Below are 24,011 nucleotides of genomic sequence, written 5' to 3' on the forward strand. Positions count from 1 at the left end.
GCTACGTTCCATCGAGGTTAGGTCAACCTCATAAACCCTGATCGGAGCAGGATTCCGTGCGTCGCCCCCGTCTCGTCACCGCCGTCCTCGTGAGTGCGCTCGCCCTCCTCGCTGCGGCCTGCGGCCCGGAGGACAGCAGCGATGCAGGCACCCCGACAGCGGCGACAGACATCCCAGCCCTGGCCGAGGTGAGCGTCACCGAGGCCCCCAAGGAGCTGTCCGGCGAGGTCTCCGTGGATCTCGGCGCCCAGGAGCCCGAGCCCATCGCGCAGGACCCGGAGCAGTCGTTCCCGGTCACGCTCACCGACGCCCAGGGCACCCGTACGACGATCTCGTCGGCGACGCGGATCCTGGCGCTCGACCAGTACGGCACGCTGAGCCAGATCGTCTACGAGCTGGGGCTCGGCGACCTCCTGGTCGGGCGCGACATCTCGACCCAGTTCGCGCAGGCGCAGGACCTCCCGCTCGTCACGCACAACGGCCACGAGCTCAACGGCGAGGCGATCCTCGGCCTCTCCCCCGACCTGATCATCACCGACACGTCGCTCGGACCGTGGGACGTCATCGAGCAGGTCCGCGACGCCGGGGTCCCGGTGGTCGTGGTGGACAGCAAGCGCAACCTCGACAACACCTCCACGCTCATCGAGCAGACCGCGACGGCGCTCGGCGTCCCGGCGGTCGGCAAGCAGCTGTCGCAGCGGACGACCGCGGAGGTCGAGGCCGTCACCGCCACCGTCGCCGAGAAGGCTCCCGCATCCGTGCAGGACAAGCTCCGCACCGTCTTCCTCTACGTCCGCGGCCAGAGCGGCGTCTACTACATGTTCGGTGCGGGGTCGGGCGCGGACGCGCTGATCTCGGCCACCGGCGCGTACGACGTGTCGAAGGAGATCGGTTGGAAGGGCATGAAGCCGCTCAACGACGAGGGCATCGTCTCCGCGCAGCCGGACGCGATCCTCATGATGAGCAAGGGGCTCGACTCGGCCGGCGGCGTCGACGGGCTGCTCGAGCGCTACCCCGCGCTCGCGAACACGCCCGCCGGCCAGAACCGTCGCTTCATCACGATGCCCGACAGCCAGATCCTCAGCTTCGGTCCGCGCAGCGCCGACGTCATCAACGCGCTCGCCGTCGCGATGTACGCGCCGGAGTCGCTGCGATGACCGTCGTCGACCCCACGATCTCCGCGCGCTTCCGCCTGAGCGCCACGGTCGTCCTCTTCAGCGGGCTCTCGGTCGCGCTCGTCTTCCTCGCCGTGGTCTCGGCCGGCACCGGCCAGCTCTCGATCCCACCGGCCGAGGTCCTCGGATCGTTCCTGCACGAGATCGGCATCGACGTCGGTCCCCTGCCCGCGCACCCCAGCGGCGACGCCGCGCTGTGGAGCATCCGGTTCCCCCGTGTGGCCATGGCGATGATCGTCGGGGCTGCGCTCGCCGCGGCCGGCGCCCTGATGCAGGGCGTGTTCGGCAACCCGCTGGCCGAGCCCGGCGTCATCGGTGTCTCGTCGGGTGCCGCGGTGGCGGCCGCGGGCGCGATGGTCTTCGGCTGGACCGCGCTCGGCACCTGGACGGTCCCCTCGCTCGCCTTCGTCGGCGGCCTCATCACCACCGTGGCCGTCTACCTCCTGTCGCGGTCGGACGGCCGTACGGAGGTCGTCACCCTCGTCCTCACCGGCATCGCGGTCAACGCGGTGACCGGCGCCCTGCTCGCGCTGATGATGTTCCTCGCCGACCAGCAGGCCCGCGAGGAGATCGTGTTCTGGCAGCTCGGAAGCCTCAACGGCACGCGCTGGCAGTACGTGTGGGTGGTCGCTCCGCTCGCGTTCGTCGGCATCGTCGGCTGCTTCGTCCTCAGCCGCAAACTCGACCTCCTCGCCCTCGGCGACCGTGCCGCGAGGCACCTCGGTGTCGACGTCGAGCGGCTGCGGATGGTGGCGATCACGCTGGTCGCGCTGCTCACCGCCGCAGCGGTCGCGTTCTGCGGCATCATCGCCTTCGTCGGCCTGGTCGTCCCGCACCTGATGCGCATGGTCGTCGGGCCGGGCCACCGCCTGCTGATGCCGGCCAGCGTCCTCGGCGGCGCGGTCCTGCTGCTCGCCGCCGACCTCGTCGCCCGTACGGCGGTGCCGTACGCCGAGCTCCCGATCGGCATGCTGACCTCCCTCATCGGCGGCCCGATGTTCTTCTGGCTGCTGCGCCGGACCCGACGTACGGCGGGAGGCTGGGCATGAGCCCCCGCGCCACGCTGCAGGTGATCGGCGCGTGCGTCGAGTACGGGCCCGCGTCGATCCTGCGCGACGTCGACCTCGACGTCCGACCCGGCGAGCTCCTGGTCCTGGTCGGCCCCAACGGTGCAGGCAAGTCCACGCTCCTCGGTGTGCTGGCCGGTGACATCGCGCTCACGCGCGGCCGCGCGCTGATCGACGGCGAGCCGATCAGGTCACGACGCGCAGGTGAGCTCGCCCGTCGCCGGTCGGTGCTGCTCCAGGAGCACCGGCTGTCGTTCCCGTTCACGGTGACCGAGGTGGTCGCGATGGGTCGTGCGCCGTGGCACGGCCGTGACGAGTCCGACGCGGACGAGGCCGTGATCGCCGACGCGATGCGCCGTACCGACATCGACCACCTCTCCGAGCGCCGCTTCCCGACCCTGTCCGGGGGCGAGAAGGGCCGGGCGAGCTTCGCGCGCGTCATGGCGCAGGAGGCTCCGATCGTGCTCCTCGACGAGCCGACGGCCGCCCTCGACATCGCCCACCAGGAGGCGCTGCTCACGGAGGCACGCCGACTCGCCCGAGAAGGACGCGCGGTGGTCGCGGTCCTGCACGATCTTTCGCTCGCCGCCGCGTACGCCGACCGCGTCTGCGTCCTCGCCGGCGGCCAGGTCCGCGCCGACGGGTCCCCGGAGGACGTCCTCCGGCCCGAGCTGCTCTCCGACGTCTACGGCCACCCCGTCGACGTGTTCACCCACCCTCGTACCGGAGACCTGATCGTCTCCCCGGTACGCACTCCCGTCGAGGAGGTCGCACGATGACCGGCCTGACCAGGGTCGCGGTGCTCGGCGTCACGGCCGTCGCGCTCGCCGTACCCGCCAACCCCTTCACCGCCGCACCCGCCGGAGCCGCGGCTCGCATCACGGTCACCAACGGCAGCGGCGCGGCGACCGCGACGACCGACGGCACGACCACCCTGACGGTCACCGGCCGCGGGTTCCAGTCGATCAAGGGCGGCGCGGGCGGCATCTACGTCGCGTTCGGATGGGTGTCGGACCCCGACGGTGCGTCGTGGAAGCCGTCGAACGGCGGGCTGACCGGCGACGACTACCGCTACGTGCCCGACAGCGAGAGCGCGAGCAACGCAGGGCACCAGCGCTTCCTCGCCTTCCCGGGCGCGGAGACCGCCGACTCGGCCAACGGGACGATCAGCGCCTCGGGCGGCTGGAGCACCACGCTGACCGTCCCTGGCGCACGGTTCCAGTCGGTCGATCGCTCCGGCAGCGCCGTCGAGGTCGACTGCACACGGGTGACCTGCGGTGTCATCACGATCGGCGCGCACGGCATCAAGAACCCCCGCAACGAGACGTTCACGCCGGTGCGCTTCGTCGCCGGGTCGAGCAAGGCTGCGACACCGAAGGCCGCAGCGACCCAGGCACCGGCAGCCGCTGCCGCGCCGACGGCCCCTCCGACCGCGCCGGCCCGCGCGGCCAAGCCGATGGTCGGCGTCGATCGCGCCACCGCCGTCGTCGGCCGCGTCCTGACCTTCACCGGCAGGGGATTCCTGCCCGGCGAGCAGGTCGTGGCGACCCTCGACGACGGCATCGCCGCGGTCGGACCGCTGTCGGCGGGTCAGTCCGGCGAGATCGCCGGAGTCCTGCAGCTGCCCGCCACGATCACCGCGGGCACGCACGTCCTCAAGCTGTCGGGGGCAGCCAGCGGTGCCGCACCGACCGTCGCCTTCCCGATCGCTCCCGCCCCGGCCGTCGTGGACGCTGGCGTCGAGGAGGCGGCGAGCGACGACGGTCCGACGACGGCGGCGTGGATCTTCATGGCGGCCGCCGGCCTCCTGCTCCTCCTGGCGGTGGTCGGCGCACTCGTGCGCGTCCGCCGGGCTCGGCGCACGACGCCGGACGAGCCCCCGGCGCACCCCTTCGCGGCGTTCGACCGCGGCGACACGACCGTCGACACCGAGGCGTACGGCGCTCCCACCCGGACGGCGACGCGATGACCCGCCGCATCGCCCTCGCGCTCTCGGTCGCCCTGGTCGCGCTGATCACTCCGCTGGTGCCCGCCTCGGCCGACTCGACCACCGCCCGCCAGGTCAGCGGCGCCACCCTGCGTTGGGGCCTGGCCAACGAGGCCAACAACGCGGCGTACGCCCCAGGCACCTACAACTTCCTGTCAGCGGGCACGATCGGCGACCCGGGCCAGGGCAGTCAGCGGATCGTCTCCGCCCAGTCGTGGTCCAACGGCAAGCCGGCCGGCTGGAGCGCCTCGGCCGGCAACGTCACGATCGAGAAGCGGACTCCGAACGGCTCGTACGCCCCCGCGACGTGGGCCGGACTCCACACCTCGCCCACCGGAGCCGCGATCTCACCGCCGACCAGCGACGTCTTCAGCGACCACCGCGTCGTGCTGTCGCAGGGCACGGGATGGGCAGACCCGGCGACGGGCCGCGCGTCGATCGCGTGGGACGGGACGTTCACCGTCATCGCGTACTCCGGCATGACGTTCTTCTCCGTCAGCGACCCCGTGCTCGAGGTGGGGCGTGACGGGAGCGGCGTCCTCCGCGCGACGTTGAGCGGCTACGGCTCGTCGGTCGACGACCCCACCGTCTGGAAGCCGGTCGCCCCCAAGACGGTGACACTCGCGACCCTGCCGTCCGTCGACGTCGGCGAGGACGGCGCGACGGCGACCCCGGCGTACGCGGGTGTCACGATCGACACGTCGGCTCTCGGCATCGCCGACCAGGTCCGCACGGGAAGTGGCTGGGGCTCATGGCCCCGCTCGTTCATCGCGTTCCAGGCCGTCGCCGGGTCGGCCTCGTACTGGTACTCCTCCGGCGGTGCCGTCGACCGCCACAAGGTGCCGCTGCCGATCGGTTTCGACTGGCAGCTCGGAGACGTGCTCCCTGAGGATCCCGACGACCCGACCGGTCCGGTCGACCCAGAACCGACGCCGACCACGCCGACCCCCACAGCGCCGGCGCCGACCACGCCGACCCCGCCCGGCGGGAGCGAGCCGAAGCAGTCGGACGCCTTCACCGTCTCCGACGCGCAGCTGCGCTGGGGCGTCAACCAGGAGATGAGCAACTCCGCGTTCGCGCCGGGGACGTACAACTTCTTCTCTGCGGGAACGATCCCCGACCCGGGGCGCGGCGGTCAGACGCTCGCCCAGGGCGCCTGGCGGTCCAGCGCCGGCAACGTACGGATCGAGAAGCAGACCCCCTCCGGCGGCGGTCATCGTCTCGCGACCTGGGGCGGCCTCGGGACGACCCGGGACGGCAAGCCGCTCGGCGCTGCGACCAACGGTCAGCTGTCCGGCCACACGGTCGTCGTCGACGGCGGGACCGGCCGGATCGATCCCGCGAAGGGCACGGCCACCATCCGCTGGAAGGGTACGTTCACCGTCCTCCTCTACAGCGGGATGTCGTTCTTCACCGTGACCGACCCGGTACTGAGCGTCAGCAAGGGCGAGGCGCGCCTCGACGCCACGCTCGGCGGCTACGCGAGCGACCGCGACGACACCACCGTCTGGAAGCCGGTCTCGCCCACGTCGGTACGCCTCGCCAACGCCCCCGCGAGAGGCCTCGGCAACGCACGCGGCTTCACGGTGACGCCCCGCTATGCGGGTGTCCGGTACGACGCCCCGACCGGCGCCGTCGCGCAGAGCCGGAGCGCGACCGGTTGGGGCGCCTTCCCGACCTCGTTCATCCGCTTCCAGGAGCGCGTCGGCACCGCCCCGTACTGGTACAGCAGCGGCGCGTCGACCGACCGCTTCAAGGCGGCGCTGCCGATCACGTTCAGCTACGACGCCGACAAGCCGGCCAAGACGCCGCGGTCCGACGGGCAGGACGAGTCGGGCGACGGCGGGCCGACGACGACCACGCCGCCGAGCACCACGACCGGCGCTCCGACGACCGCTGCACCCACGGCAGCGGTGCCGGCCCCGGTGGTCCCGCCGCCGGCAGCGACCGTCCTCGGAGCCGCGGCGGTCCCGGTGGGCACCACCCAAGGCGTACGCCCGGTGGCGCAGCCGCTCAACACGTCGCCGCACTCCTGGCCCTGGTGGGTCGGCGGCGCGATGGCCGCGGCCGCGCTCCTCGTCACGGCCGGCTCGCGCGTCCTGACCCGAAGAGCCCTCTGACTTCTCTCCTCCCAGCACCACACGTCCCCGGAAGCACACGAAGGGAAACACCATGTCCACGTCCCTCCCCCAGCGGTTCAGGCGCCTCGTCGCCGGCACCGCTGTGACCGCCCTCGCGGCAGGGTCTCTCGCCCTCGCCGCAGCGCCGGCGCAGGCAGCACCCAAGTCGGTCGACGACGCCAGGTTCACGTGGGGTCTCAGCAACGAGGCCGGCGGCGGCGCCTACAACGGCAGCTGCAACTTCCTGTCCGCAGGCGAGGCCGGAGACACCGGCTCGTCGCGCGACTGGACCGAGTCCGACGGCTTCTATCGGACGACGGACGGCAACGTCTCGGTCGTGAAGCCCAACGCTGCGGGCGTCGACGTCACGCCGACCTGGGCGACCAAGTGCCAGGACCGCAACGGCGCGACGGTGTCGGCGATGAACGTGAACTCCAAGAGCGAGAACAAGGTCGTGATCACGGACGGCACGGGCACCGTGGACGCGACGGCGGGCACTGCGACGATCCAGTGGGACGGGTCCTTCACCGTCGCCTTCTACGGGGGTCTGACGTACTGGACGGCCACCGACCCGAAGCTGACCGTGAATGCTGACGGGACCGGCACCGTCACTGCCACCGCGTCCGGCTACGGGACCGACATGGTCGACACGAGCAAGTGGGCCGCGATCGCTCCGCAGCAGGTGACGCTCGCCAACCTCACGGACGTCGACGTCACCGCGACCGGCATCGACGTGACGCCGCAGTACCTCGGTGTCGCGGTCACCGTCCCCGCAGGGATGGCACCGCAGTCGACCAGCGGCAGCTTCTGGGGTGCTTTCCCCCAGGACTACGTCGCGTTCCAGGGACTCACGGGCCAGTCCTCGTACTGGTACTCGAGCGGCAGCGGGCGGGACGCGGCCAAGGTCGCGACACCGATCTCGGTCGACTACACCGTCGCTCCCGACCCGGCCCCGGCCATCGTCACGGTCAGCGACACGACGATCGTCAACACCGGCGAGCACGAGATCACGGTGACGGGTTCGGGCTTCGACCCCGCGCTCGCCACCGGCGCCCGCCCGCCGCTCCCGGGCCAGCCTTCCGGTGCGTACGTCGTCCTCGGCACGGTCGCCGACGTCTGGAAGCCCAGCGTCGGTGCGGCCTCGAGCACCCGCAAGGCACTGAACGCGACCAGCCAGAAGTGGGCCGTGCCCGCTGCACAGATGGCCACGATCGGCGGCGCCGCCGCAGGCGCCATCGAGCTCAAGCCTGACGGCACCTTCAGCACCACCGTGACCGTCTCCAAGGACGCCTACGACGCAGCGACCGGCAAGCTCGCCAACTTCGGCATCTTCACCTACGCCGGAAGCGGCGCCGTCCAGGCCGCGTACGAGACCTACACGCCCATCACGTTCGTCGACCCGGAGCCCGAGCCGGTCCCGGCCGTCGCCTCGACGACCGCCATCACGGCTCCCGGCACGCTCGTCTACGGCCGCGGCGCCACCGCGACGGTCCACGTGAAGTCCTCGAAGGCTCTGGCCGGCAAGGTCACGCTGTACGACGGGTCGCGCTCGCTCGGCACCAAGACGGTCGTCGGCGGCAAGACGTCGTACGCGCTGCCGAAGACCCTCACCGTCGGCGCGCACCGCCTGAAGGCCGTCTTCACCTCGAGCAACGCCGCAGTCGTGAAGAGCTCGACCTCGACCCAGCGTCCGCTCAACGTCATCAAGGTCGCCACCAAGGCCGGCGTCAAGGTCAAGAAGCCGACGCGCAAGAAGAAGGGCAAGGCGACGATCACGGTCTCCGGCGCCCCCAAGGCGAACGGCACGGCGACCGTGGTCGTCAAGGCCAAGGGCGTCAAGAAGACGATCCGCGTGAAGGTCAAGAACGGCAGGGCGGTCGTGAGCCTGCCGAAGGCCAAGAAGAAGGGCACCTACAAGGTCACCGTGTCCTTCAAGGCCACCGCGACCCACACCGGAGCCGTCAAGTCGGTCAAGGTCAAGGTCACGAAGTAGGACCCACAGACCTGACACAAGGACCCGACGTTCCTGCCCCGCAGAGGGGAGGGACGTCGGGTTCTTTCGTCGGGTCGCGCCTCAGGCACCGACGGCGCGGAGCACGAATCGCTCGGTGACCGCCACCGCGTTGTCACGCTCGGACGCCTCGGGATGCGTCACCTGGCGGCTCTGGAGGCACGCGAGCACGAGCGCGGTGGTCGCCCGCAGGTCGTCGACCACGAACGCGCCCTGGCTCATGCCGTCCTCGAGGACGTCGCGGAGCAGGCTCTCGACGACGATCACGTGCTCGCGCATGTGCAGGAGGGCGTCGCGCGACAGCAGCGAGTAGAGCTGCGGCCCCAGCCCCATGTGCATCTCCCGCGAGAGCGCCACGTGCATCCGGACGTACGTCTGGAGCCGCTCGACCGGACCGTCGACCTCGGAGAGCGCCTCACGGATCGCATCGACGTAGCGCTGCGTCTCGTCCATCGCGAACGCGAGCAGCACCGCCTCCTTGTCCGCGAAGTGGTTGTAGATCGCCGTGCGGCCGATGTCGGCTCGCGTCGCGACGTCGGCGAGGCGGACCGCGTCGTAGCCGCGCTCGGTCAGCAGGTCGCCGAAGGCGGCCAGCAGGCGGCGCCGCGTCTCGGCGCGGTGCTCTGCGAGGCTGTCTCCGATGATCTTCGGCACCCGAACAAGATACGGCGTAGACGGCTCGCTGCGTTAGTGTGCCGTCGTGAGTGTCGCAACCGAAACGCCCCAGCCTCGTTCGCCCGGCGAGATGGCCGATGCCGCCGCCACGGTCCTGCGTGACCGCACCGGCGGAGACCACGATGTCGCGCTCGTCATGGGATCGGGCTGGAAGCCCGCTGCCGACGTGCTCGGGACCCCGGAGCACGAGCTGCCGACCACCGACCTCCCGGGCTTCGTCGCACCGTCGGTCGCGGGTCACGGCGGGACGGTCCGCTCGGTACGCGTCGGCGACACCCGCGTGTTGGTGTTCCTCGGCCGGACGCACCTGTACGAGGGGCACGGCGTCGACGCCGTCGCCCACGGCGTACGCACCGCCGCTGCCGCGGGGTGTCGAGCCGTCGTCCTCACCAACGCGTGCGGCGGCCTGCGGTCCGAGTGGACGCCCGGCACCCCGGTGCTGATCAGCGACCACATCAACCTGACCGCGACCTCGCCCCTGCACGGCGCGACGTTCGTGGACCTCACCGACCTGTACGCAGCACGCCTGCGGGCGCTGTGCCTCGAGGCCGACCCGACCTTGGCCGAGGGTGTCTACGTCCAGCTCCCCGGTCCCCACTACGAGACCCCGGCCGAGATCGGCATGATCCGCGCGATCGGCGGTGACCTCGTGGGCATGTCGACGACGCTCGAGGCGATCGCAGCACGCGCCGCCGGGCTCGAGGTCCTCGGCATCTCGCTCGTCACCAACCTCGCCGCCGGGATCACCGGCGAACCGCTGGACCACGAGGAGGTCCTCGCGGCCGGCGCCGCGTCGGCGGAGTCGATGGGGCGCCTGCTCGCCAGCGTGGTCGGCCGGATCTGATGCGGATCCTCGTCACGGGATCGTCGGGGGCCATCGGTCGCACGGTGGTCTCGGGTCTCTACGCGAGCGGCCACATCCTGCGCGGCATCGACGTGCTGCAGCCGGACCCGGGCCTCTCGGCGCTGCTCCCTCTCGGTGCGTTCATCGGTGACGTGACCGACCCGATCACGGTGGCCCACGCGGTCGAGGGCGTCGAGGCGGTCGTGCACCTCGCCGGCATCCCCGAGGAGTCGAGCCTGCCGGAGGCCCTGGTCTCGCACGTGCACACGACGGCGACGGTCCTCGATGCGATGGTCGCTCAGGGCGTCGACCGGATCGTGTACGCGAGCAGCAACCACGCGGTCGGGCGCACTCCCCGCACCGACCGGCTCACCACCGACGTACGCCCTCGCCCGGACACGTTCTACGGGGTGGGCAAGGTCGCGGCCGAGGGCCTTCTGAGCCTGTACGCCGACGCACACGGCATCGCTGCGGTCGCGCTCCGGATCGGCTCGTTCCTGCCGGAGCCCGCGACCCGCCGTCACCTCTCGACCTGGTTGTCGTACGGAGACGCGGTCCGTCTCGTCGAGGCGGCGGTGACCGGACCCGTGGACGGGTTCACCGCCGTCTACGGCATCTCCGCCAACACGCAGGGCTGGTGGGACATGGAGCCCGGGCGCCGGCTCGGCTACCAGCCCCGTGACGACGCCGAGGCGTACGCGGCACGCATCCCCGACCACGAGGACGACGAGGCCGAGGGCGCGTACGTCGGCGGGCCGTACGCCGTCGAGCCGCTCAGGAAGGCGATGCGATGACTCCCGCGGAGCAGGCACGTGCGTGGATCGTCCAGGACCCCGACCCCCAGACGCGCGCAGAGCTCGAGGCGTTGCTCGCCGCCGGGAACGACGCCGCGCTCGCCGAGCGCTTCGCCGGGCGTCTGGTCTTCGGTACGGCCGGACTCCGCGGGCCGCTCGGCGCCGGTCCGACCCGCATGAACCGTGTCGTCGTCGCCCAGGCTGCGGCCGGTCTCGCCGCGTACCTCACGAGCCGCGCCGACGGCGTCACCCCGACCCTGGTCGTCGGCTACGACGCGCGCTACAACTCCGCGATCTTCGCCCGCGACACGTGCGAGGTCGCTCAGGCGGCCGGGGTGCGTGCCCTGCTGCTGCCGGAGGCGCTCGCCACGCCTGTGCTGGCGTTCGCCATCCAGCACCTCGGGGCGGACGCGGGCGTCATGGTGACGGCGTCGCACAACCCGCCGCAGGACAACGGCTACAAGGTCTACCTCGGCGACGGCAGCCAGATCGTCCCGCCCGCCGACGCCGACATCGCCGCCGCGATCGGCGCTGTCGGCCCGGTGGACCAGCTGCCTCGCGACCCGGCGTACGAGGTCCTCGGCGAGGAGGTCCGTGACGCGTACGTCGCCGCAGCGGCGGCCGTCGTCGTCGGCACCGGACCGCGTGACCTCGTCGTCGCGTACACGCCGATGCACGGCGTCGGGTGCGAGACCGCCGAGCGCGCCGTCGTCGCGGCCGGGTTCGCACCGCTGCACGTCGTGACCGAGCAGGCCGAACCCGACCCGGACTTCCCGACGGTGGCGTTCCCCAACCCCGAGGAGCCCGGCGCCACCGACCTGCTGCTGGCGCTCGCCGAGCGGGTCGGTGCCGACGTGGCGATCGCCAACGACCCCGACGCCGACCGGTGCGCGGTCGCGGTGCCCACCCCCGCCGGATGGCACCAGCTGTCCGGTGACGAGGTCGGTGTGCTCCTCGCAGACCACCTCCTGAGGCTCGGCGTCACCGGCACGTACGCGACGACGATCGTGTCGTCGTCGCTGCTCGGCCGGCTCGCTGCGGCGTACGGGCAGCCGTACGCCGAGACCTTGACCGGATTCAAGTGGATCGGCCGCGTCCCGGGGCTCGCCTACGGGTACGAAGAGGCGCTCGGTTACGCGGTGGCTCCCTCGATCGCCCGCGACAAGGACGGCATCACGGCGATGCTCCGCGTGCTGGAGCTCGCGGCGTCGCTGCGCGCCGAAGGGCGCTCGCTGGTCGACCGACTGGACGAGATCGCGCAGCGGCACGGCCTTCATGCGACCGCCCAGCTGTCGGTCCGGGTCGACGACCTCGCACTCATCAGCTCGGCGATGACACGACTGCGGCAGGATCCACCCGCGCAGCTCGGCGGCTTCGCCGTGGAGTGCGTGGACGACCTCGAGCAGGGTTCCGACGTGCTCCCGCCGACGGACGGACTCCGGTTCGTGCTCCAGGAAGGAGCGCGCGTCGTGGTGCGGCCGTCGGGCACCGAGCCCAAGCTCAAGTGCTACCTGGAGGTCGTCGTCCCCACCGCGGACGGGGTCGAGGCCGCCCGGATCGCCGGTGCCGCGCGGTTGGACGCCATCCGCACCGACCTCTCTGTCGCTCTGGAGGTGTGACCCCATGAACGCGCCGAGGAGCTACCGCCTCCGTTGGGGGGACGTCGGCCGGCTCCTTGTCGCGTGGGTGGCCGGCACGCTCACCCTCCTGCTCGTCGACGTGCTGCTCGACGAGCTCCGTTTCACGACCTGGTGGGCGGCGCCGCTCGCTGCCGCGGTCATCGGAGTCGTCGGCCTGGTCCTCCATCCGCTGCTCGTGGCAGTCGCCGCCCGGGTCGGGTGGCTCGCGGTGATCGCGCTCGCCGTCGTCGGACAGGCACTCGTCGTCGGTGTCGCGCTCGCGGTCGTCCCCGCGGTGGAGGTCGAGTCGTGGTGGGCGCCGGTCGTGGCCGCGTGGCTCGCCGCCCTCGTCGGATCGGTGCTCGCCTGGCTCGGGGCCGCGGGCACCGACGAGGGCTTCGCGGTGTCCCTGGCACGCCGTGGCCGTCGGTCCCGGCAGAGTCCGGACGGCGAGATGACCGACGGTCTTCTGATCGTCCAGCTCGACGGCGTCCCCTTCCCCGTCCTGACCTGGGCGCTCGCCGCGGGCAACACCCCAACGCTCGACCGTTGGCTCCGTGGAGGCTCGCACACCCTGCACGAGTGGCGCCCGACCGTGCCGTGCACGACGCCGGCGAGCCAGCTCGGGATCCTCCACGGGACCGTCGAACGCGTCCCGGCCTTCCGCTGGTACGACCGCGAGCTCGGACGCGTCCTGACGGCGAACCATCCCGCGGACGCCGCCATCATCGAGCAGCGGGCCGAAGGACCAGGGCTGTTGTCCGGAGGTGGGGTCTCGGTCTCCAACCTCTTCAGCGGCGGCGCCGAACGCACCGCGATGGTGATGTCGCGGCTGCGCACCGGCCGCGGCACGACGATCACCCGCGAGGCGGTCGGTTGGTTCGTCCTGCGGCCCGACGGCTTCGCGCGCAGCCTGTTCCGCGCGATCGGCGAGATCGTCCGCGAGCGCGCCCAGTCGGCACGCCAGGTCCGTCGCGACCTGCGTCCACGGGTGCCCCGCGACTGGGTGTTCGCCCTCATGCGCGCGGTGACCAACGGCGTCATCCGCGACCTGTCGACCGCCGTGGTCGCGCAGGAGATGCTGCGGGGCACCCCGATCGTGTACGTGGACTACGTCGACTACGACGAGGTGGCGCACCACGCGGGAGTCTTCCGGCGCGAGTCGCTGGCTGCGCTCGAGGCGCTCGACGGCGTGCTGGCCACGCTCGAGACCGTCGCGGAGTCAGCCCCACGGCGCTATCGGATCGCCGTTGTCAGCGACCACGGCCAGTCCCAGGGCGACACGTTCCTCCAGCTCGACGGTGCGACGCTCGCCGACGCGGTGGCCACCCTCACCTCGGGATCTGTGGAGGCGGTGCAGACGACCGGGGAGGACTACTCACGGCTTCGAGCGCTCGCTGAGGACATGGCCGGGTCCGGCGCGGGCTCAGGCACCGCCCGGCGGACGGCCGCGCGCCTCGACCAGCGGACGCGTGCCGGCACGGACACCGCACGCGGCGCCCAGACCGACGGCCCTGGCGGTGCCGCCGCACGCAGCTCCGAAGGCACGACGGACAGCGAACTCATCGTCCTCGCCTCGGGAAATCTCGGGCTGGTCCACGCTCGCACGGACCACAGGCTCCTCCTGCACGAGATCGACGAACGCTGGCCCCGCCTCGTACCCGGCCTTGTCAACAACCCGACGATCGGGTGCGTGGTCGTGATGACCGTCAACGAGGGCCCGGTGGCGATCGGTCCGGACGGCATCCACTCGCTGCGTACGGGCGCCGTCGTGGGCGACTGCGATCCGCTCGCCGCGTACGGCGAGGGTGCGCGCGACCGGTTGCTCCCGGCTGCCGAGCGCACGATGGCTCCCGACCTCTACGTCATCAGCGCCTGCGACGAGGCGACGGGCACGGTCCATGCCTTCGAGGAGCTGGTCGGCAGCCACGGCGGGCTCGGCGGCTGGCAGGACCGAGCGGTGCTGGTCGCGCCTGCCGATCTCGCCGCGCCACCCACCGAGATCCTCGGCGCCGATGCGCTGCACCGGGTGCTGCGCGGTTGGCGGGACGAGCTCGGCGCCTGAGCACTCGCGTCCCGCCCCGCCCCGTCTCGTCCGCGATTTGGGCACTTGTTCACGCTTTTCGGGTGCAGATCCATGGTTTAGCGCACAAATCGGGGACGAGAGGCGCGACTCAGCGGACCATCGAGCCGATCGAGAACCCGTGGCCGAACCCGAAGCGGTCCATGAGTCCGGGCGTCCGCTCGGCAGGACGCAGCTCGGCCTCCTTCGAACGAACGGCCGACCTCTCCTTGGCCGCCTTGTCGGACGTCGCCGCCCCAGCCGCCGGGCGTTCTCCTCCGCGACTCACCGACGCGTCGTCCGAGCGCGCAGTCGCGGCCTTCGTCGCGCGGGCGGCAGCGACGCGGGCCAGCGCCGAGTGCGGCGGCGCGAGCCGCTCCGCCACGGCCCGCGGTGCGACGTTCACGTCGACGCGACCCGGCACACCGGCGACGCGCCCCGAGTCGGAGTGCTGCCAGATCGCGTAGCCACGCCACGGCGCGGGCACGGTCGGGTGCTTCGTCTCGTAGTGCGCGACCCAGAGCGGGTACTTCGAGAATGCCGTGGACCCCGCGACGGAGCCCTTCCAGAACCCGGGACCGGTGTAGAGGATCGGGCGTTCGCCGGTCGCTCGCTCCACGGTCACGAGCCAGGTGCGCGACCAGGCGCGCAGGTGGGCACGCGAGCGACCGTCGGTCGTCTCGAGATCAAGCACGAGCATCGGCGAGCGCACACCGGTACGACGCACCTCGCGGACGAAGTGCTGGGCCTGCTGGCGCGCCGACGAGGAGGGCCGCGCGAAGTGGTAGAAGCCGGTGGCCAGACCGGCACGGGCGCTGGCGCGTCCGTCGGCCGTGGCCCACTCGTTGACGAAGCCGCGACCTTCGGTGGCCTTGATGAACGCGTACGTGAAGCCGGCACGGCGCACCTTCGCGAAGTTGATGGCGCGATCGCGGGGGTGCTGGTGGCCCGAGACGTCGATGCCGCGGACGGCACCCTCCCGGTGCTGGTCGGCGATCCCGGCGGGGACGCGCGAGGCGGCAGCCGGCGCAGCGGAGGCGGATGCAGGGTGCGCGATCGATGCTGCGACGAGCGCGGCACCGAGCACGAGCAGGGCCACGAGCGCGCGGCGTGCTGCGAGGGCGAGAACGGGTGTTGCCATGGGGGTCTGCTCCTGGGAGTCCACGACCTCCGGAGAGCACGCCGAAGCGGCCGGGCTCAAGCTCGGCTGAATCGTGGGTGCTCGTACGCCCCGGGGGTCACGGCGTACGGATCACCAGCGCAGGATTGCGCCGGGTGGTCAGGAGCGGATGGTCGTCACCCCGCGGCCGCTACGGCATCGCGTTCGGCCAAGCTCGGCCGTTTCTCCTTTTGGACGACTGTACATATGCACACAAATCGGACACCGATAGAAAAGAGAGGACCGGACGTCGCGGTCGGGAGCTCGACGACGACGCCCGGTCTCGCCAGGGGGCGTCAGCGCACGACGGCGACGCTGCAGCCCGCCCGGTGCAGCAGGCGCTGGCTCACCGAGCCGAGCAGCATGCCCTCGAACGCGCCACGTCCTCGTGACCCCACGACCACGAGCGCCGCCTCGGCCGAAGCGTCGGCGAGCGCGACGGACGCCGGCACGGGCACCGCGTCCTGACGCACCGCCACCGCGGGATGACGGGTCGCGTACGGCGCCACGATCTCGGCGAGCAGCTCCTCGGCCGTGGCGATCTCGTCCCCCACGGTCGTCGGGATGTAGCCCGAGAGCGTCGCCGGGCTGGACGCGGACGTACGGAATCCGTACACCACACGCAGCTCGACACCCGCCGCCTCGGCGTAGGCGAACGCCCACTCGAGGGCCGGGCGACTCTCCTCCGAGCCGTCGGTGCCGACCACGACGCGGGTGGCGTCGGCCCGTTCCTGCTCGCGGACGACGACAACCGGGCACGCTGCGTGACGCGAGACGTGCTGGCTGACCGACCCGACCACGAGGTCGGCGATCGTCCCGTGACCGCGGCTCCCCATCACGACGGCCCTCGCCCCCGCAGAGGAGCGCGACAGCTGCTCGGCAGGCTTGCCGTTGCGCACCTCGATCTCGAAGTCGACCGTGCCGTCAGCCTCCAGGATGCGCCGCGCTTCCGCGACCAGGCTCGTCTCCACGTCGTCGGCCGCGTCGGACGAGGCGATGTCGTCCGGCACGACGGCCAGCCCCAGCAGCCGGGTGCCCGTCGTCCTGGCGTACCGCGCCGCCCAGTGCAGCGCGCGGATGCTGTCGTCAGAACCGTCGATGCCGACCAGGACAGGTGCTGTTTCATCAGTCATGCCCCCAGCATGCCCGCACGAGGAGGGCGATGACGAACAGCGGACCTAGACTGGGCGGGTGACCACGACAACCACAGGCCTCGGCAGCGCCGCCGACGTCCTGGCCGTCCTCCGCGACCTCCCTGGGGTCGACCAGGTCGGCCTCGAGGCGCGCGCCGCCGCACTCTCGACCCGATCGATCAAGAAGGGCGCCAAGCGCACCGCGATCGACCTCGCGATCTCCATGGTCGACCTCACGACGCTCGAGGGCGCCGACACTCCCGGCAAGGTCCGCTCGCTCGCCGCGAAGGCCCTGCGTCCCGACCCGTCCGACCCGACCTGCCCGCAGGTCGCGGCGGTGTGCGTCTACCCGGACCTCGTCGCCACCGCCCGCGCCGCGCTCGGGGCCGCGCCGGTCGGGGTCGCCAGCGTCGCCACCGCGTTCCCCTCCGGCCGAGCACCGCTGGACGTCAAGATCACCGACACCGAGTACGCCGTCGCCGCCGGTGCGAGCGAGATCGACATGGTCATCGACCGCGGCGCGTTCCTCGCCGGTGACCTGCTGAAGGTCGCCGAGGAGATCGTCGCCGTCCGTGCCGCCTGCGAGCGCGGTGACGGGACGCACGCCCACCTCAAGGTGATCCTCGAGACCGGTGAGCTCGCGACGTACGACGCGGTGCGCCGCGCCTCCTGGCTCGCGATGCTGGCGGGTGCCGACTTCATCAAGACCAGCACCGGCAAGGTCTCCCCCGCGGCGACTCTCCCGGTCACGCTGCTCATGCTCGAGGCCGTCCGCGATTACCGCGACGCCACCGGCCGTCAGGTCGGCGTGAAGCCCGCCGGAGGCATCCGCACCACCAAGGACGCCATCAAGTACCTCGTCACCGTCAACGAGACCGCGGGTCTCGACTGGATGACGCCGACCTGGTTCCGGTTCGGGGCGTCGAGCCTCCTCAACGACCTGCTGATGCAGCGGCAGAAGTTCGAGACCGGTCGCTACTCCGGCCCCGACTACGTGACGATCGACTGAGAGGGAGAGAGATGGCTGACCACGCAGTTCCCCCGACGCCTCTCGAGTACGCTCCGGCGCCGGAGTCCCGCTCGATCGTCGACCTCGAGCCGTCGTACGGGCTGTTCATCGACGGTGCGTTCACCGAAGGCACCGATGGCGGCACGTTCAAGACGGTCAACCCGGCGACCGAGGAGGTGCTGGCCGAGGTCACCGAGGCGACGCCGGCCGACGTCGACCTCGCGGTGGCCGCAGCCCGTCGTGCGTTCCGCGGCTGGTCGCGGATGCCGGGCCGAGAGCGCGCCAAGTACCTCTACCGCATCGCCCGCATCATCGCCGAGCGCAGCCGCGAGCTGGCGGTGCTGGAGTCGCTCGATAACGGCAAGCCGATCAAGGAGTCGCGCGACGTCGACGTGCCGCTGGTGTCGCAGTGGTTCTTCTACTACGCCGGATGGGCCGACAAGCTGTCGTACGCCGGCGCCGGGTCCAACCCGCGCCCGCTCGGCGTCGCCGCCCAGGTGATCCCCTGGAACTTCCCGCTGCTGATGCTCAGCTGGAAGATCGCACCGGCGCTTGCCGCCGGCAACACGGTCGTCCTCAAGCCCGCCGAGACCACGCCGCTCACCGCGCTGCTGTTCGCCGAGATCTGCCAGCAGGCCGACCTTCCGCCGGGAGTCGTCAACATCGTGACCGGCGCCGGCGACACGGGCCAGGCGCTCGTGTCGCACCCCGACGTCGACAAGGTCGCGTTCACCGGCTCCACCGACGTCGGGCGCAGCATCGCCCGAGCGGTCGCCGGCACCGAGAAGCGACTGACCCTCGAGCTCGGTGGCAAGGCCGCCAACATCGTCTTCGACGACGCGCCGATGGACCAGGCGATCGAAGGCATCGTGTCGGGCATCTTCTTCAACCAGGGACACGTCTGCTGCGCAGGGTCGCGACTGCTGGTCCAGGAGAACGTCTTCGACGAGGTCATGGAGCGGCTCAAGCGACGGATGGCGACGCTGCGGGTCGGCGACCCGCTCGACAAGAACACCGACATCGGGGCGATCAACTCGCGCGAGCAGCTCCAGCGCATCACCGAGCTCGCGGAGGTCGGCGACGCCGAGGGGGCCGAACGCTGGTCACCGCCGTGCGAGCTGCCCAGCTCGGGGTTCTGGTACGCCCCGACCGTGTTCACCGGGGTCACGCAGGCGCACCGCATCGCCCGCGAGGAGATCTTCGGCCCCGTGCTCTCGGTGCTGACGTTCCGGACGCCGGACGAGGCCGTCGCGAAGGCCAACAACACCCCGTACGGCCTGTCGGCCGGAGTCTGGACCGAGAAGGGCTCGCGCATCCTCGCGATGGCCGACCGGCTCCGCGCCGGCGTCGTCTGGGCCAACACGTTCAACAAGTTCGACCCGGCGTCGCCGTTCGGCGGCTACAAGGAGTCCGGCTACGGTCGCGAGGGCGGCAAGCAGGGGCTTGCGGCGTACCTGCAGGAGGGTGAGACCACATGAGCCGGCTCGACGTGCGCAAGACGTACAAGCTCTACATCGGCGGGGCGTTCCCCCGCTCGGAGTCGGGGCACACCTACGAGGTCGTCGACACTGCCGGACGGTTCCTCGCGAACGCCGCCAAGGCGTCGCGCAAGGACGCGCGTGACGCGGTCGGCGCTGCCCGCAAGGCGTTCGGCGGGTGGAGCGGACGCACGCCGTACAACCGCGGTCAGATCCTCTACCGGGTCGCGGAGATGATCGAGGGACGCCACGACCAGTTCACCGCCGACGTCGTCGCCGCGGAGGGCCTCACCAAGGTGCAGGCGAGCAAGGTCGTCGACGCGGCGATCGACCGGTGGGTCTGGTACGCAGGATGGGCCGACAAGCTCGCTCAGGTCACCGGCAACGCCAACCAGGTCGCCGGACCGTTCTTCAACCTGTCCTCCCCCGAGCCGACCGGCGTCGTGGCCGTCGTGGCGCCGTCCGACGACAGCCTCCTCGGGCTGGTCAGCGTCGTCGCGCCGGCGATCGTCTCCGGCAACACCGTCGTCGTCGTCACCTCGTACGACCGCCCGCTGCCGGCGATCACGCTGTCCGAGGTCCTGGCGACCTCCGATCTCCCGGGCGGTGTGGTGAACGTGCTGACCGGCGACTCCGCCGAGCTCGGCCCCTGGCTCGCCGGCCACCTCGACGTCAACGCGCTGGACCTGACCGGGGTCGACGACCCGGCGGTCGCCGCGGACCTCGAGGCGGAGGCTGCGGTCAACCTCAAGCGGGTCCTTCGCCCGAGCGACCCGGACTGGACGGCCGACCCGTCGATCTCCCGCATGTCGGCCTTCCTCGAGACGAAGACCGTCTGGCACCCCGTCGGCGTGTGAGCAGGGCATCCTCCAGCGGCGTCGTCGTCCTCACCGGCCCCTCGGGCTCCGGGAAGTCGCGCGTCGCCGAACGCAGCGGCCTGCCGGTGGTCCGGCTCGACGACTTCTACCGTGACGGCGACGACCCCGCTCTGCCGATGACGGTCTTCGGAGACACCGAGATCGTCGACTGGGACGACGTCGGATCCTGGGACATGCTCGCCGCCTGCGACGCGCTCGAGCAGCTGTGCACGACGGGGACCGTGGACGTGCCCGTCTACGACATCGCGTCGAGCCGACGTACGGGGACGCGCACGCTGACGCTCGGCGATGCGACGACCGTCGCCGCCGAGGGGTTGTTCGCGCACGCCGTGGTCGCGGAGCTCGCCCGCCGCGGTCTGCTCGCCGACGCGATCTGCGTCCGGCACCACCGAATGGTGACGTTCGTCCTGCGGCTGGTGCGCGACCTGCGTGAGAAGCGCAAGCCGCTGCCGGTGCTGCTGCGGCGCGGCTGGCACCTCATGCGCGAGGAGCCGGCCGTGGTCGCCGAGGCGGTCGAGCACGGCTGCCGGCCGATGACGCCCCGCCGTGCTGAACGCCACGTCGCCGTGGTCGTCGCTGCCACCCGAGACCGCAGGCCGCGCGACGTCTGACGGCGCCACCGCTCAGTAGCGCGCCTGCAGGGCGTTGATGAACACGTCCACGATCTCGTCGGGCTCCCGCGCGAGGTACACCTGACCGCCGGTCGCCTGAGCGATCTTCTGGAGCGTGAAGGCGTCGGCGTCCTTCGTGACGCCGATCGCGATCACCACCACCGGCCGGGCGGGGTCACGCTCCCGCTTCAGTGTCTCGAGGAGCTTCGCCTCGCTGATGCTGCCCGGGTCGACGTTGCGCCCGCCGGTCAGGATGATGACCGAGTTGACGGCCTTCGGGTCGTAGGAGGCCTGCACCGCGCGGTACGCGGCCAGCGTGGTGTCGTACAGGCTCGTCTTGCCGCCGACCTGCTTGGTCAGCCGGCTGGTCGCGCCCACGATGCGCGCGCGGTGGGTGCCTGCGCGGTCCGGCGAGTCGAGACGCCGGATCGCAGCGAGCTCCGTCCAGTCCTTCTTGCTGCCCGCCTTGGAGGCGAAGGCCCAGGACCCGAGCGACCACGAGTTGGGCATCAGGCCGAGCCCCTTGAGCGCAGCCTGGACCGTGAGCGCCATCTTGGTCGAGCCGCCGACGCGTCCGCCCATCGGCTTCGAGACGTCGACGACCGCGAGGGTGCGGCCGGGCATCGCGATGAGCGACCAGCGCCGGATCGTGTCCGCGACGACCTTCGGGTCCTTGATCGCCATCGGCTCGATGGCTCCGACCGTACGGCCGGTGTCGAGCGGGTCTCCGAGAGGCGCCCGGAAGCCGGCGTCGGCGAACGCCTCGACCGCCTCGGGCGTCATCAGCGCGTCGCCGAGCGCCGACGCGGCCCTCGAGATCGCCGGTCGGTCGGTGATCGAGGCGAGCGGGTAGCCGAGACCGAGGCTGCCTGACTCGGGCACCACCGGGTCGAAGCCCTCGGACACGGGACCCGCGGCGTTGAAGGCCTGCTCGCTCACGACGGTGCTGCCGCGCGCGGCGGCGACGGCGGTCAGCAGGGCGGTGGGCTCGACCGGAGGCGGGTTGCCGGCCTGGCGCTGGGCGAGCGTCACCTGCGCGGCGCTGACGGTGGAGAACGCCGTCGGGGTCACTCCGCGTGCGGCCTCGGCGTACGCGGCGAGGAGCGGCGCCGCGGCGGTCGCGCTCGCAAGGGGATCACCGGCGGTGAAGGACGGGTGCGTGAGCAGGGCGAGCCACGTCTTGGGAGCCTCTCCGGAGTCCTTGGGCCAGACGACGACCACGGGCGACGAGGCCACCGAGCGCACGATCGTGCGGGGCTCCGGGGCGCCGTCGACGAGCTGGGTGCTGACCCGCGAGAGCCACACCGACGAGTCCGGAACCCACAGGTCGGCGCTGTCGTCACCGATCGTGACCGCCTGGGCAGTCAGCGCGGGCGCCTCGCCGACCACGTCGTACGAGAAGCACTGCTCGTCACCCGCGCGTGCGGCCGCCTCCGCGACGATCGGCTCGATCTCCGGAGCGACGGCGACCACGAAGGGATCGCCGTCCGTGCAGTCCGCCGAGGCGGAGTTCTCGTCGTCACGAACGACGAGAACGAGGGCGAGCACCGCCGCGAGCACGACGATCCCGACCCCGAAAGCTGTGATTCCCCCGCGACCACTCGGGTCCTTATCCCCGGCGTGTCGCCCGCCCATTGCCTGGCTCCTTGCGTGGTGGTGGCGTCGGTGGCGTCATCTCGCACGGACGCGCCGCCCGGGCGGGCGGCGCGTCCTGGCGAGCGACTAGCCGCGCGACTCCAGTGCCTTGACGAACACGGTCGGGATCTCGTCGGGCTCACGGGCGATGTAGGACGAGCCGCCCGTGGCCTTGGCGATCTTTTCGAGCGCATCCGCGTCGGCGTCCTCTGTGATGCCGATCGCGACGATGATCACGGGTCGTGCCGGGTCGCGCTCGCGCTGCAGCGTGGCGAGGAGCTCCGACAAGGTGAGGCTGTTGGAGTCCTCGTTCTTGCCGTCGGTCATGATCACGACCGAGTTGATCGCCTTCGGGTCGTACTGAGCCTGCACCGTCCGCCACGCCGCGAGCGTCGTATCGTAGAGGCCGGTCCCGCCGCCGACGAGGGTGGGGTACTCGCGCGTCTTCTGGACGACCACGTCACGGTGCTTGACGCCGTCGGTGACCGCGCCGAGCTTGCGGATCGGCGCCATCTTGCGCCAGTCCTGCTCACCGTCGAGCTGGTGGGAGAACGCCCACGCGCCGACGGCCCACGAGTCGGGCATCAACGACAGACCGGTCAGGGCCGCCTCGACTGTCAACCCCATGCGCGTCGAGTCGCCGGCCTGCGCCTCCATGGAGCCGGACACGTCGATCACGGAGAGCATCTGAGCGGGGAGAGCGACGACCGACCACTTGCGCAGGGTCAGACCGACCAGCTTCATGTCGTCGAGCACGATCGGCGTGAACGCCCCGACACCCGCTCCTTCGGGCAGCGGCTCGCCCGACGGCGTACGGAAGCCCGCTGCCGCCAGCGAGGCGACACCGTCGGCCGAACCGAGCGAGTCGGCCAGCGCCTCGCCTGCCCGCTCGTTTCCGGGGTTCGTCGACACCGCCGCCAACGGGTAGTCGAGCATGATGCTGCCGGTCCGCGGCACGACCTCGGCGAACGCGGCGCTGGCCTGCGGCGCCGCGTTGAAGACCTGCTCGCTGACGACGGTGCTGCCGCCGGCCTTGGCGACGTCGGCGAGGAGCTCGACCGGGTTCGCCTTCGGCGCCGAGACGGTCTGCCGCTGCGCGATCGTCACCATCGCGGCGCCGACCTGGTCTGCGTTGCTGATGCCCTTGGCGACCTCCGCCTGCGCCGCGAGCAGCGGCACCGCAGCCGGCGTCGACGCCAGCGCGTCACCGGCGGTGAAGTTGGTGCCCGACATCGCTTCGAGCCATGTCGCGGGCGGTTCGGCGCCTTCCTTGGGCAGCGCGAGCACCACCGGCGAGGTGGCGACGGACCCGGCGATCGTCGCCGGACCCTGCGCACCCTCGGCCTGCTGACCCTTCACGCGGATGATCCACAGCGAAGAGTCGGGGATCCAGAGGTCGGGCTGCTCCTCGCCGATGGCGAGCGACTGCGCGACGAGCGCGGGAGCCTGGGACTCGACCGTGTAGCTGGCGCACGCGTCGTCACCGACACGAGCGGCCGCGTCCTCCACGACCGAGGCGATCTCAGGCGCCGCAGCGACAGTGATCTGGTGCGTCGTCGAGCACGACGCAGCAGCCGGGGTGTCCTCGTCCCTGAGGACGAACACCCCGGTCAGGATGGTGGCAATGACCACGAGTCCGATGCCGTACTGCCACTTTCGGCCGGTATCGGACTCCTTGGCCACGGCATGACGCCCGCCCATTCAATCTCCCTCGTTCGTGGCATGCTTCACACACGACTGCGCACAAGGTAGCA

The 24,011-nt window shown here is 71.6% G+C and carries 19 protein-coding genes; 14 read left to right on the forward strand and 5 right to left on the reverse strand.

Features of this window, described 5'->3' with window-relative positions; genetic code table 11:
- The first annotated feature begins 56 nt into the window (after positions 1 to 56).
- Genes AB3M34_RS17820 through AB3M34_RS17845 form a run of 6 tightly spaced genes read left to right on the forward strand, consistent with a single transcriptional unit; the run spans position 57 to position 8,342 of the window.
- The gene (locus tag AB3M34_RS17820) at positions 57 to 1,157 is read left to right on the forward strand and encodes a heme/hemin ABC transporter substrate-binding protein (RefSeq protein ID WP_370615961.1); all 1,101 of its coding nucleotides are present in this window, start codon (positions 57 to 59) and stop codon (positions 1,155 to 1,157) included.
- Entirely contained in the window at positions 1,154 to 2,224 is a 1,071-nt protein-coding gene (locus AB3M34_RS17825; protein ID WP_370615963.1) for a FecCD family ABC transporter permease, read from the forward strand. Before AB3M34_RS17820 ends, AB3M34_RS17825 begins: the two co-directional genes overlap by 4 nt.
- Positions 2,221 to 3,021 carry a heme ABC transporter ATP-binding protein gene (locus tag AB3M34_RS17830; protein WP_370615965.1) on the forward strand — a complete coding sequence of 267 codons (801 nt, stop codon included), beginning with the start codon at positions 2,221 to 2,223 and terminating at the stop codon, positions 3,019 to 3,021. Before AB3M34_RS17825 ends, AB3M34_RS17830 begins: the two co-directional genes overlap by 4 nt.
- On the forward strand, positions 3,018 to 4,211 hold the full coding sequence (locus AB3M34_RS17835) for a hypothetical protein (RefSeq protein ID WP_370615967.1): 1,194 nt from the start codon (positions 3,018 to 3,020) through the stop codon (positions 4,209 to 4,211). The genes AB3M34_RS17830 and AB3M34_RS17835 overlap by 4 nt, the downstream gene beginning before the upstream one ends.
- Positions 4,208 to 6,349, forward strand: a complete 2,142-nt coding sequence (locus AB3M34_RS17840; RefSeq protein ID WP_370615969.1) for a hypothetical protein — start codon at positions 4,208 to 4,210, stop codon at positions 6,347 to 6,349. Before AB3M34_RS17835 ends, AB3M34_RS17840 begins: the two co-directional genes overlap by 4 nt.
- Positions 6,350 to 6,401: 52 nt before the next feature.
- Complete coding sequence (locus tag AB3M34_RS17845; protein WP_370615971.1) at positions 6,402 to 8,342, forward strand: Ig-like domain repeat protein; 1,941 nt, start codon at positions 6,402 to 6,404, stop codon at positions 8,340 to 8,342.
- A gap of 81 nt (positions 8,343 to 8,423) precedes the next feature.
- Here AB3M34_RS17845 and AB3M34_RS17850 read toward each other — a convergent pair whose 3' ends face one another.
- Positions 8,424 to 9,014, reverse strand: a complete 591-nt coding sequence (locus AB3M34_RS17850; RefSeq protein WP_370615973.1) for a TetR/AcrR family transcriptional regulator — start codon at positions 9,012 to 9,014, stop codon at positions 8,424 to 8,426.
- A 91-nt stretch (positions 9,015 to 9,105) separates the two neighbouring features.
- Here AB3M34_RS17850 and AB3M34_RS17855 point away from each other — a divergent pair, with 91 nt between their 5' ends.
- From AB3M34_RS17855 to AB3M34_RS17870, 4 genes are read left to right on the forward strand one after another with little or no spacing between them, the layout of a single operon-like run.
- Complete coding sequence (locus tag AB3M34_RS17855) at positions 9,106 to 9,879, forward strand: purine-nucleoside phosphorylase (protein WP_370620046.1); 774 nt, start codon at positions 9,106 to 9,108, stop codon at positions 9,877 to 9,879.
- Positions 9,879 to 10,673: an NAD-dependent epimerase/dehydratase family protein gene (locus AB3M34_RS17860; RefSeq protein WP_370615974.1), complete on the forward strand. Its 795-nt coding sequence runs from the start codon at positions 9,879 to 9,881 to the stop codon at positions 10,671 to 10,673. Before AB3M34_RS17855 ends, AB3M34_RS17860 begins: the two co-directional genes overlap by 1 nt.
- Positions 10,670 to 12,292 carry a phospho-sugar mutase gene (locus AB3M34_RS17865; protein ID WP_370615976.1) on the forward strand — a complete coding sequence of 541 codons (1,623 nt, stop codon included), beginning with the start codon at positions 10,670 to 10,672 and terminating at the stop codon, positions 12,290 to 12,292. The genes AB3M34_RS17860 and AB3M34_RS17865 overlap by 4 nt, the downstream gene beginning before the upstream one ends.
- Positions 12,293 to 12,296: 4 nt before the next feature.
- Positions 12,297 to 14,357, forward strand: a complete 2,061-nt coding sequence (locus tag AB3M34_RS17870; RefSeq protein ID WP_370615978.1) for an alkaline phosphatase family protein — start codon at positions 12,297 to 12,299, stop codon at positions 14,355 to 14,357.
- A gap of 109 nt (positions 14,358 to 14,466) precedes the next feature.
- Here the strand turns inward: AB3M34_RS17870 and AB3M34_RS17875 are convergent, their stop codons facing one another.
- Together AB3M34_RS17875 and AB3M34_RS17880 are read right to left on the reverse strand one after the other, a co-directional pair.
- Positions 14,467 to 15,495: a glycoside hydrolase family 25 protein gene (locus tag AB3M34_RS17875; protein ID WP_370615979.1), complete on the reverse strand. Its 1,029-nt coding sequence runs from the start codon at positions 15,493 to 15,495 to the stop codon at positions 14,467 to 14,469.
- A gap of 314 nt (positions 15,496 to 15,809) precedes the next feature.
- Complete coding sequence (locus tag AB3M34_RS17880; RefSeq protein ID WP_370615981.1) at positions 15,810 to 16,646, reverse strand: universal stress protein; 837 nt, start codon at positions 16,644 to 16,646, stop codon at positions 15,810 to 15,812.
- 58 nt (positions 16,647 to 16,704) lie between these two features.
- On the opposite strand from AB3M34_RS17880, the gene deoC reads away from it, so the two are divergent.
- Genes deoC through AB3M34_RS17900 form a run of 4 tightly spaced genes read left to right on the forward strand, consistent with a single transcriptional unit; the run spans position 16,705 to position 20,622 of the window.
- Complete coding sequence (gene deoC / locus AB3M34_RS17885; protein ID WP_370615983.1) at positions 16,705 to 17,655, forward strand: deoxyribose-phosphate aldolase; 951 nt, start codon at positions 16,705 to 16,707, stop codon at positions 17,653 to 17,655.
- Positions 17,656 to 17,666: 11 nt separating this feature from the next.
- The gene (locus AB3M34_RS17890) at positions 17,667 to 19,133 is read left to right on the forward strand and encodes an aldehyde dehydrogenase family protein (protein ID WP_370615985.1); all 1,467 of its coding nucleotides are present in this window, start codon (positions 17,667 to 17,669) and stop codon (positions 19,131 to 19,133) included.
- Entirely contained in the window at positions 19,130 to 19,990 is an 861-nt protein-coding gene (locus AB3M34_RS17895; RefSeq protein WP_370615986.1) for an aldehyde dehydrogenase family protein, read from the forward strand. The genes AB3M34_RS17890 and AB3M34_RS17895 overlap by 4 nt, the downstream gene beginning before the upstream one ends.
- Complete coding sequence (locus tag AB3M34_RS17900) at positions 19,987 to 20,622, forward strand: ATP-binding protein (RefSeq protein ID WP_370615988.1); 636 nt, start codon at positions 19,987 to 19,989, stop codon at positions 20,620 to 20,622. Before AB3M34_RS17895 ends, AB3M34_RS17900 begins: the two co-directional genes overlap by 4 nt.
- A 12-nt stretch (positions 20,623 to 20,634) precedes the next feature.
- Here AB3M34_RS17900 and AB3M34_RS17905 read toward each other — a convergent pair whose 3' ends face one another.
- Together AB3M34_RS17905 and AB3M34_RS17910 are read right to left on the reverse strand one after the other, a co-directional pair.
- Complete coding sequence (locus AB3M34_RS17905) at positions 20,635 to 22,257, reverse strand: substrate-binding domain-containing protein (RefSeq protein ID WP_370615990.1); 1,623 nt, start codon at positions 22,255 to 22,257, stop codon at positions 20,635 to 20,637.
- An 87-nt stretch (positions 22,258 to 22,344) separates the two neighbouring features.
- Positions 22,345 to 23,958 carry a substrate-binding domain-containing protein gene (locus AB3M34_RS17910; protein WP_370615992.1) on the reverse strand — a complete coding sequence of 538 codons (1,614 nt, stop codon included), beginning with the start codon at positions 23,956 to 23,958 and terminating at the stop codon, positions 22,345 to 22,347.
- Between the last annotated feature and the right edge of the window lie 53 nt (positions 23,959 to 24,011).

The organism is Mumia sp. Pv4-285, assembly GCF_041320275.1.
GTDB lineage: Bacteria > Actinomycetota > Actinomycetes > Propionibacteriales > Nocardioidaceae > Mumia > Mumia qirimensis.

What these genes read in the sequence shown, in the direction of transcription:
- AB3M34_RS17890 (WP_370615985.1), top strand. Translation starts at nt 17,667, where the DNA reads ATGGCTGACCACGCAGTTCCCCCGACGCCTCTCGAGTACGCTCCGGCG.
- AB3M34_RS17865 (WP_370615976.1), top strand. Translation starts at nt 10,670, where the DNA reads ATGACTCCCGCGGAGCAGGCACGTGCGTGGATCGTCCAGGACCCCGAC.
- AB3M34_RS17880 (WP_370615981.1), bottom strand. Translation starts at nt 16,646, where the DNA reads ATGACTGATGAAACAGCACCTGTCCTGGTCGGCATCGACGGTTCTGAC.
- AB3M34_RS17905 (WP_370615990.1), bottom strand. Translation starts at nt 22,257, where the DNA reads ATGGGCGGGCGACACGCCGGGGATAAGGACCCGAGTGGTCGCGGGGGA.
- AB3M34_RS17840 (WP_370615969.1), top strand. Translation starts at nt 4,208, where the DNA reads ATGACCCGCCGCATCGCCCTCGCGCTCTCGGTCGCCCTGGTCGCGCTG.
- AB3M34_RS17855 (WP_370620046.1), top strand. Translation starts at nt 9,106, where the DNA reads ATGGCCGATGCCGCCGCCACGGTCCTGCGTGACCGCACCGGCGGAGAC.
- AB3M34_RS17825 (WP_370615963.1), top strand. Translation starts at nt 1,154, where the DNA reads ATGACCGTCGTCGACCCCACGATCTCCGCGCGCTTCCGCCTGAGCGCC.
- AB3M34_RS17910 (WP_370615992.1), bottom strand. Translation starts at nt 23,958, where the DNA reads ATGGGCGGGCGTCATGCCGTGGCCAAGGAGTCCGATACCGGCCGAAAG.
- AB3M34_RS17830 (WP_370615965.1), top strand. Translation starts at nt 2,221, where the DNA reads ATGAGCCCCCGCGCCACGCTGCAGGTGATCGGCGCGTGCGTCGAGTAC.
- AB3M34_RS17875 (WP_370615979.1), bottom strand. Translation starts at nt 15,495, where the DNA reads ATGGCAACACCCGTTCTCGCCCTCGCAGCACGCCGCGCGCTCGTGGCC.
- AB3M34_RS17870 (WP_370615978.1), top strand. Translation starts at nt 12,297, where the DNA reads ATGAACGCGCCGAGGAGCTACCGCCTCCGTTGGGGGGACGTCGGCCGG.
- AB3M34_RS17860 (WP_370615974.1), top strand. Translation starts at nt 9,879, where the DNA reads ATGCGGATCCTCGTCACGGGATCGTCGGGGGCCATCGGTCGCACGGTG.
- AB3M34_RS17845 (WP_370615971.1), top strand. Translation starts at nt 6,402, where the DNA reads ATGTCCACGTCCCTCCCCCAGCGGTTCAGGCGCCTCGTCGCCGGCACC.
- AB3M34_RS17835 (WP_370615967.1), top strand. Translation starts at nt 3,018, where the DNA reads ATGACCGGCCTGACCAGGGTCGCGGTGCTCGGCGTCACGGCCGTCGCG.
- AB3M34_RS17895 (WP_370615986.1), top strand. Translation starts at nt 19,130, where the DNA reads ATGAGCCGGCTCGACGTGCGCAAGACGTACAAGCTCTACATCGGCGGG.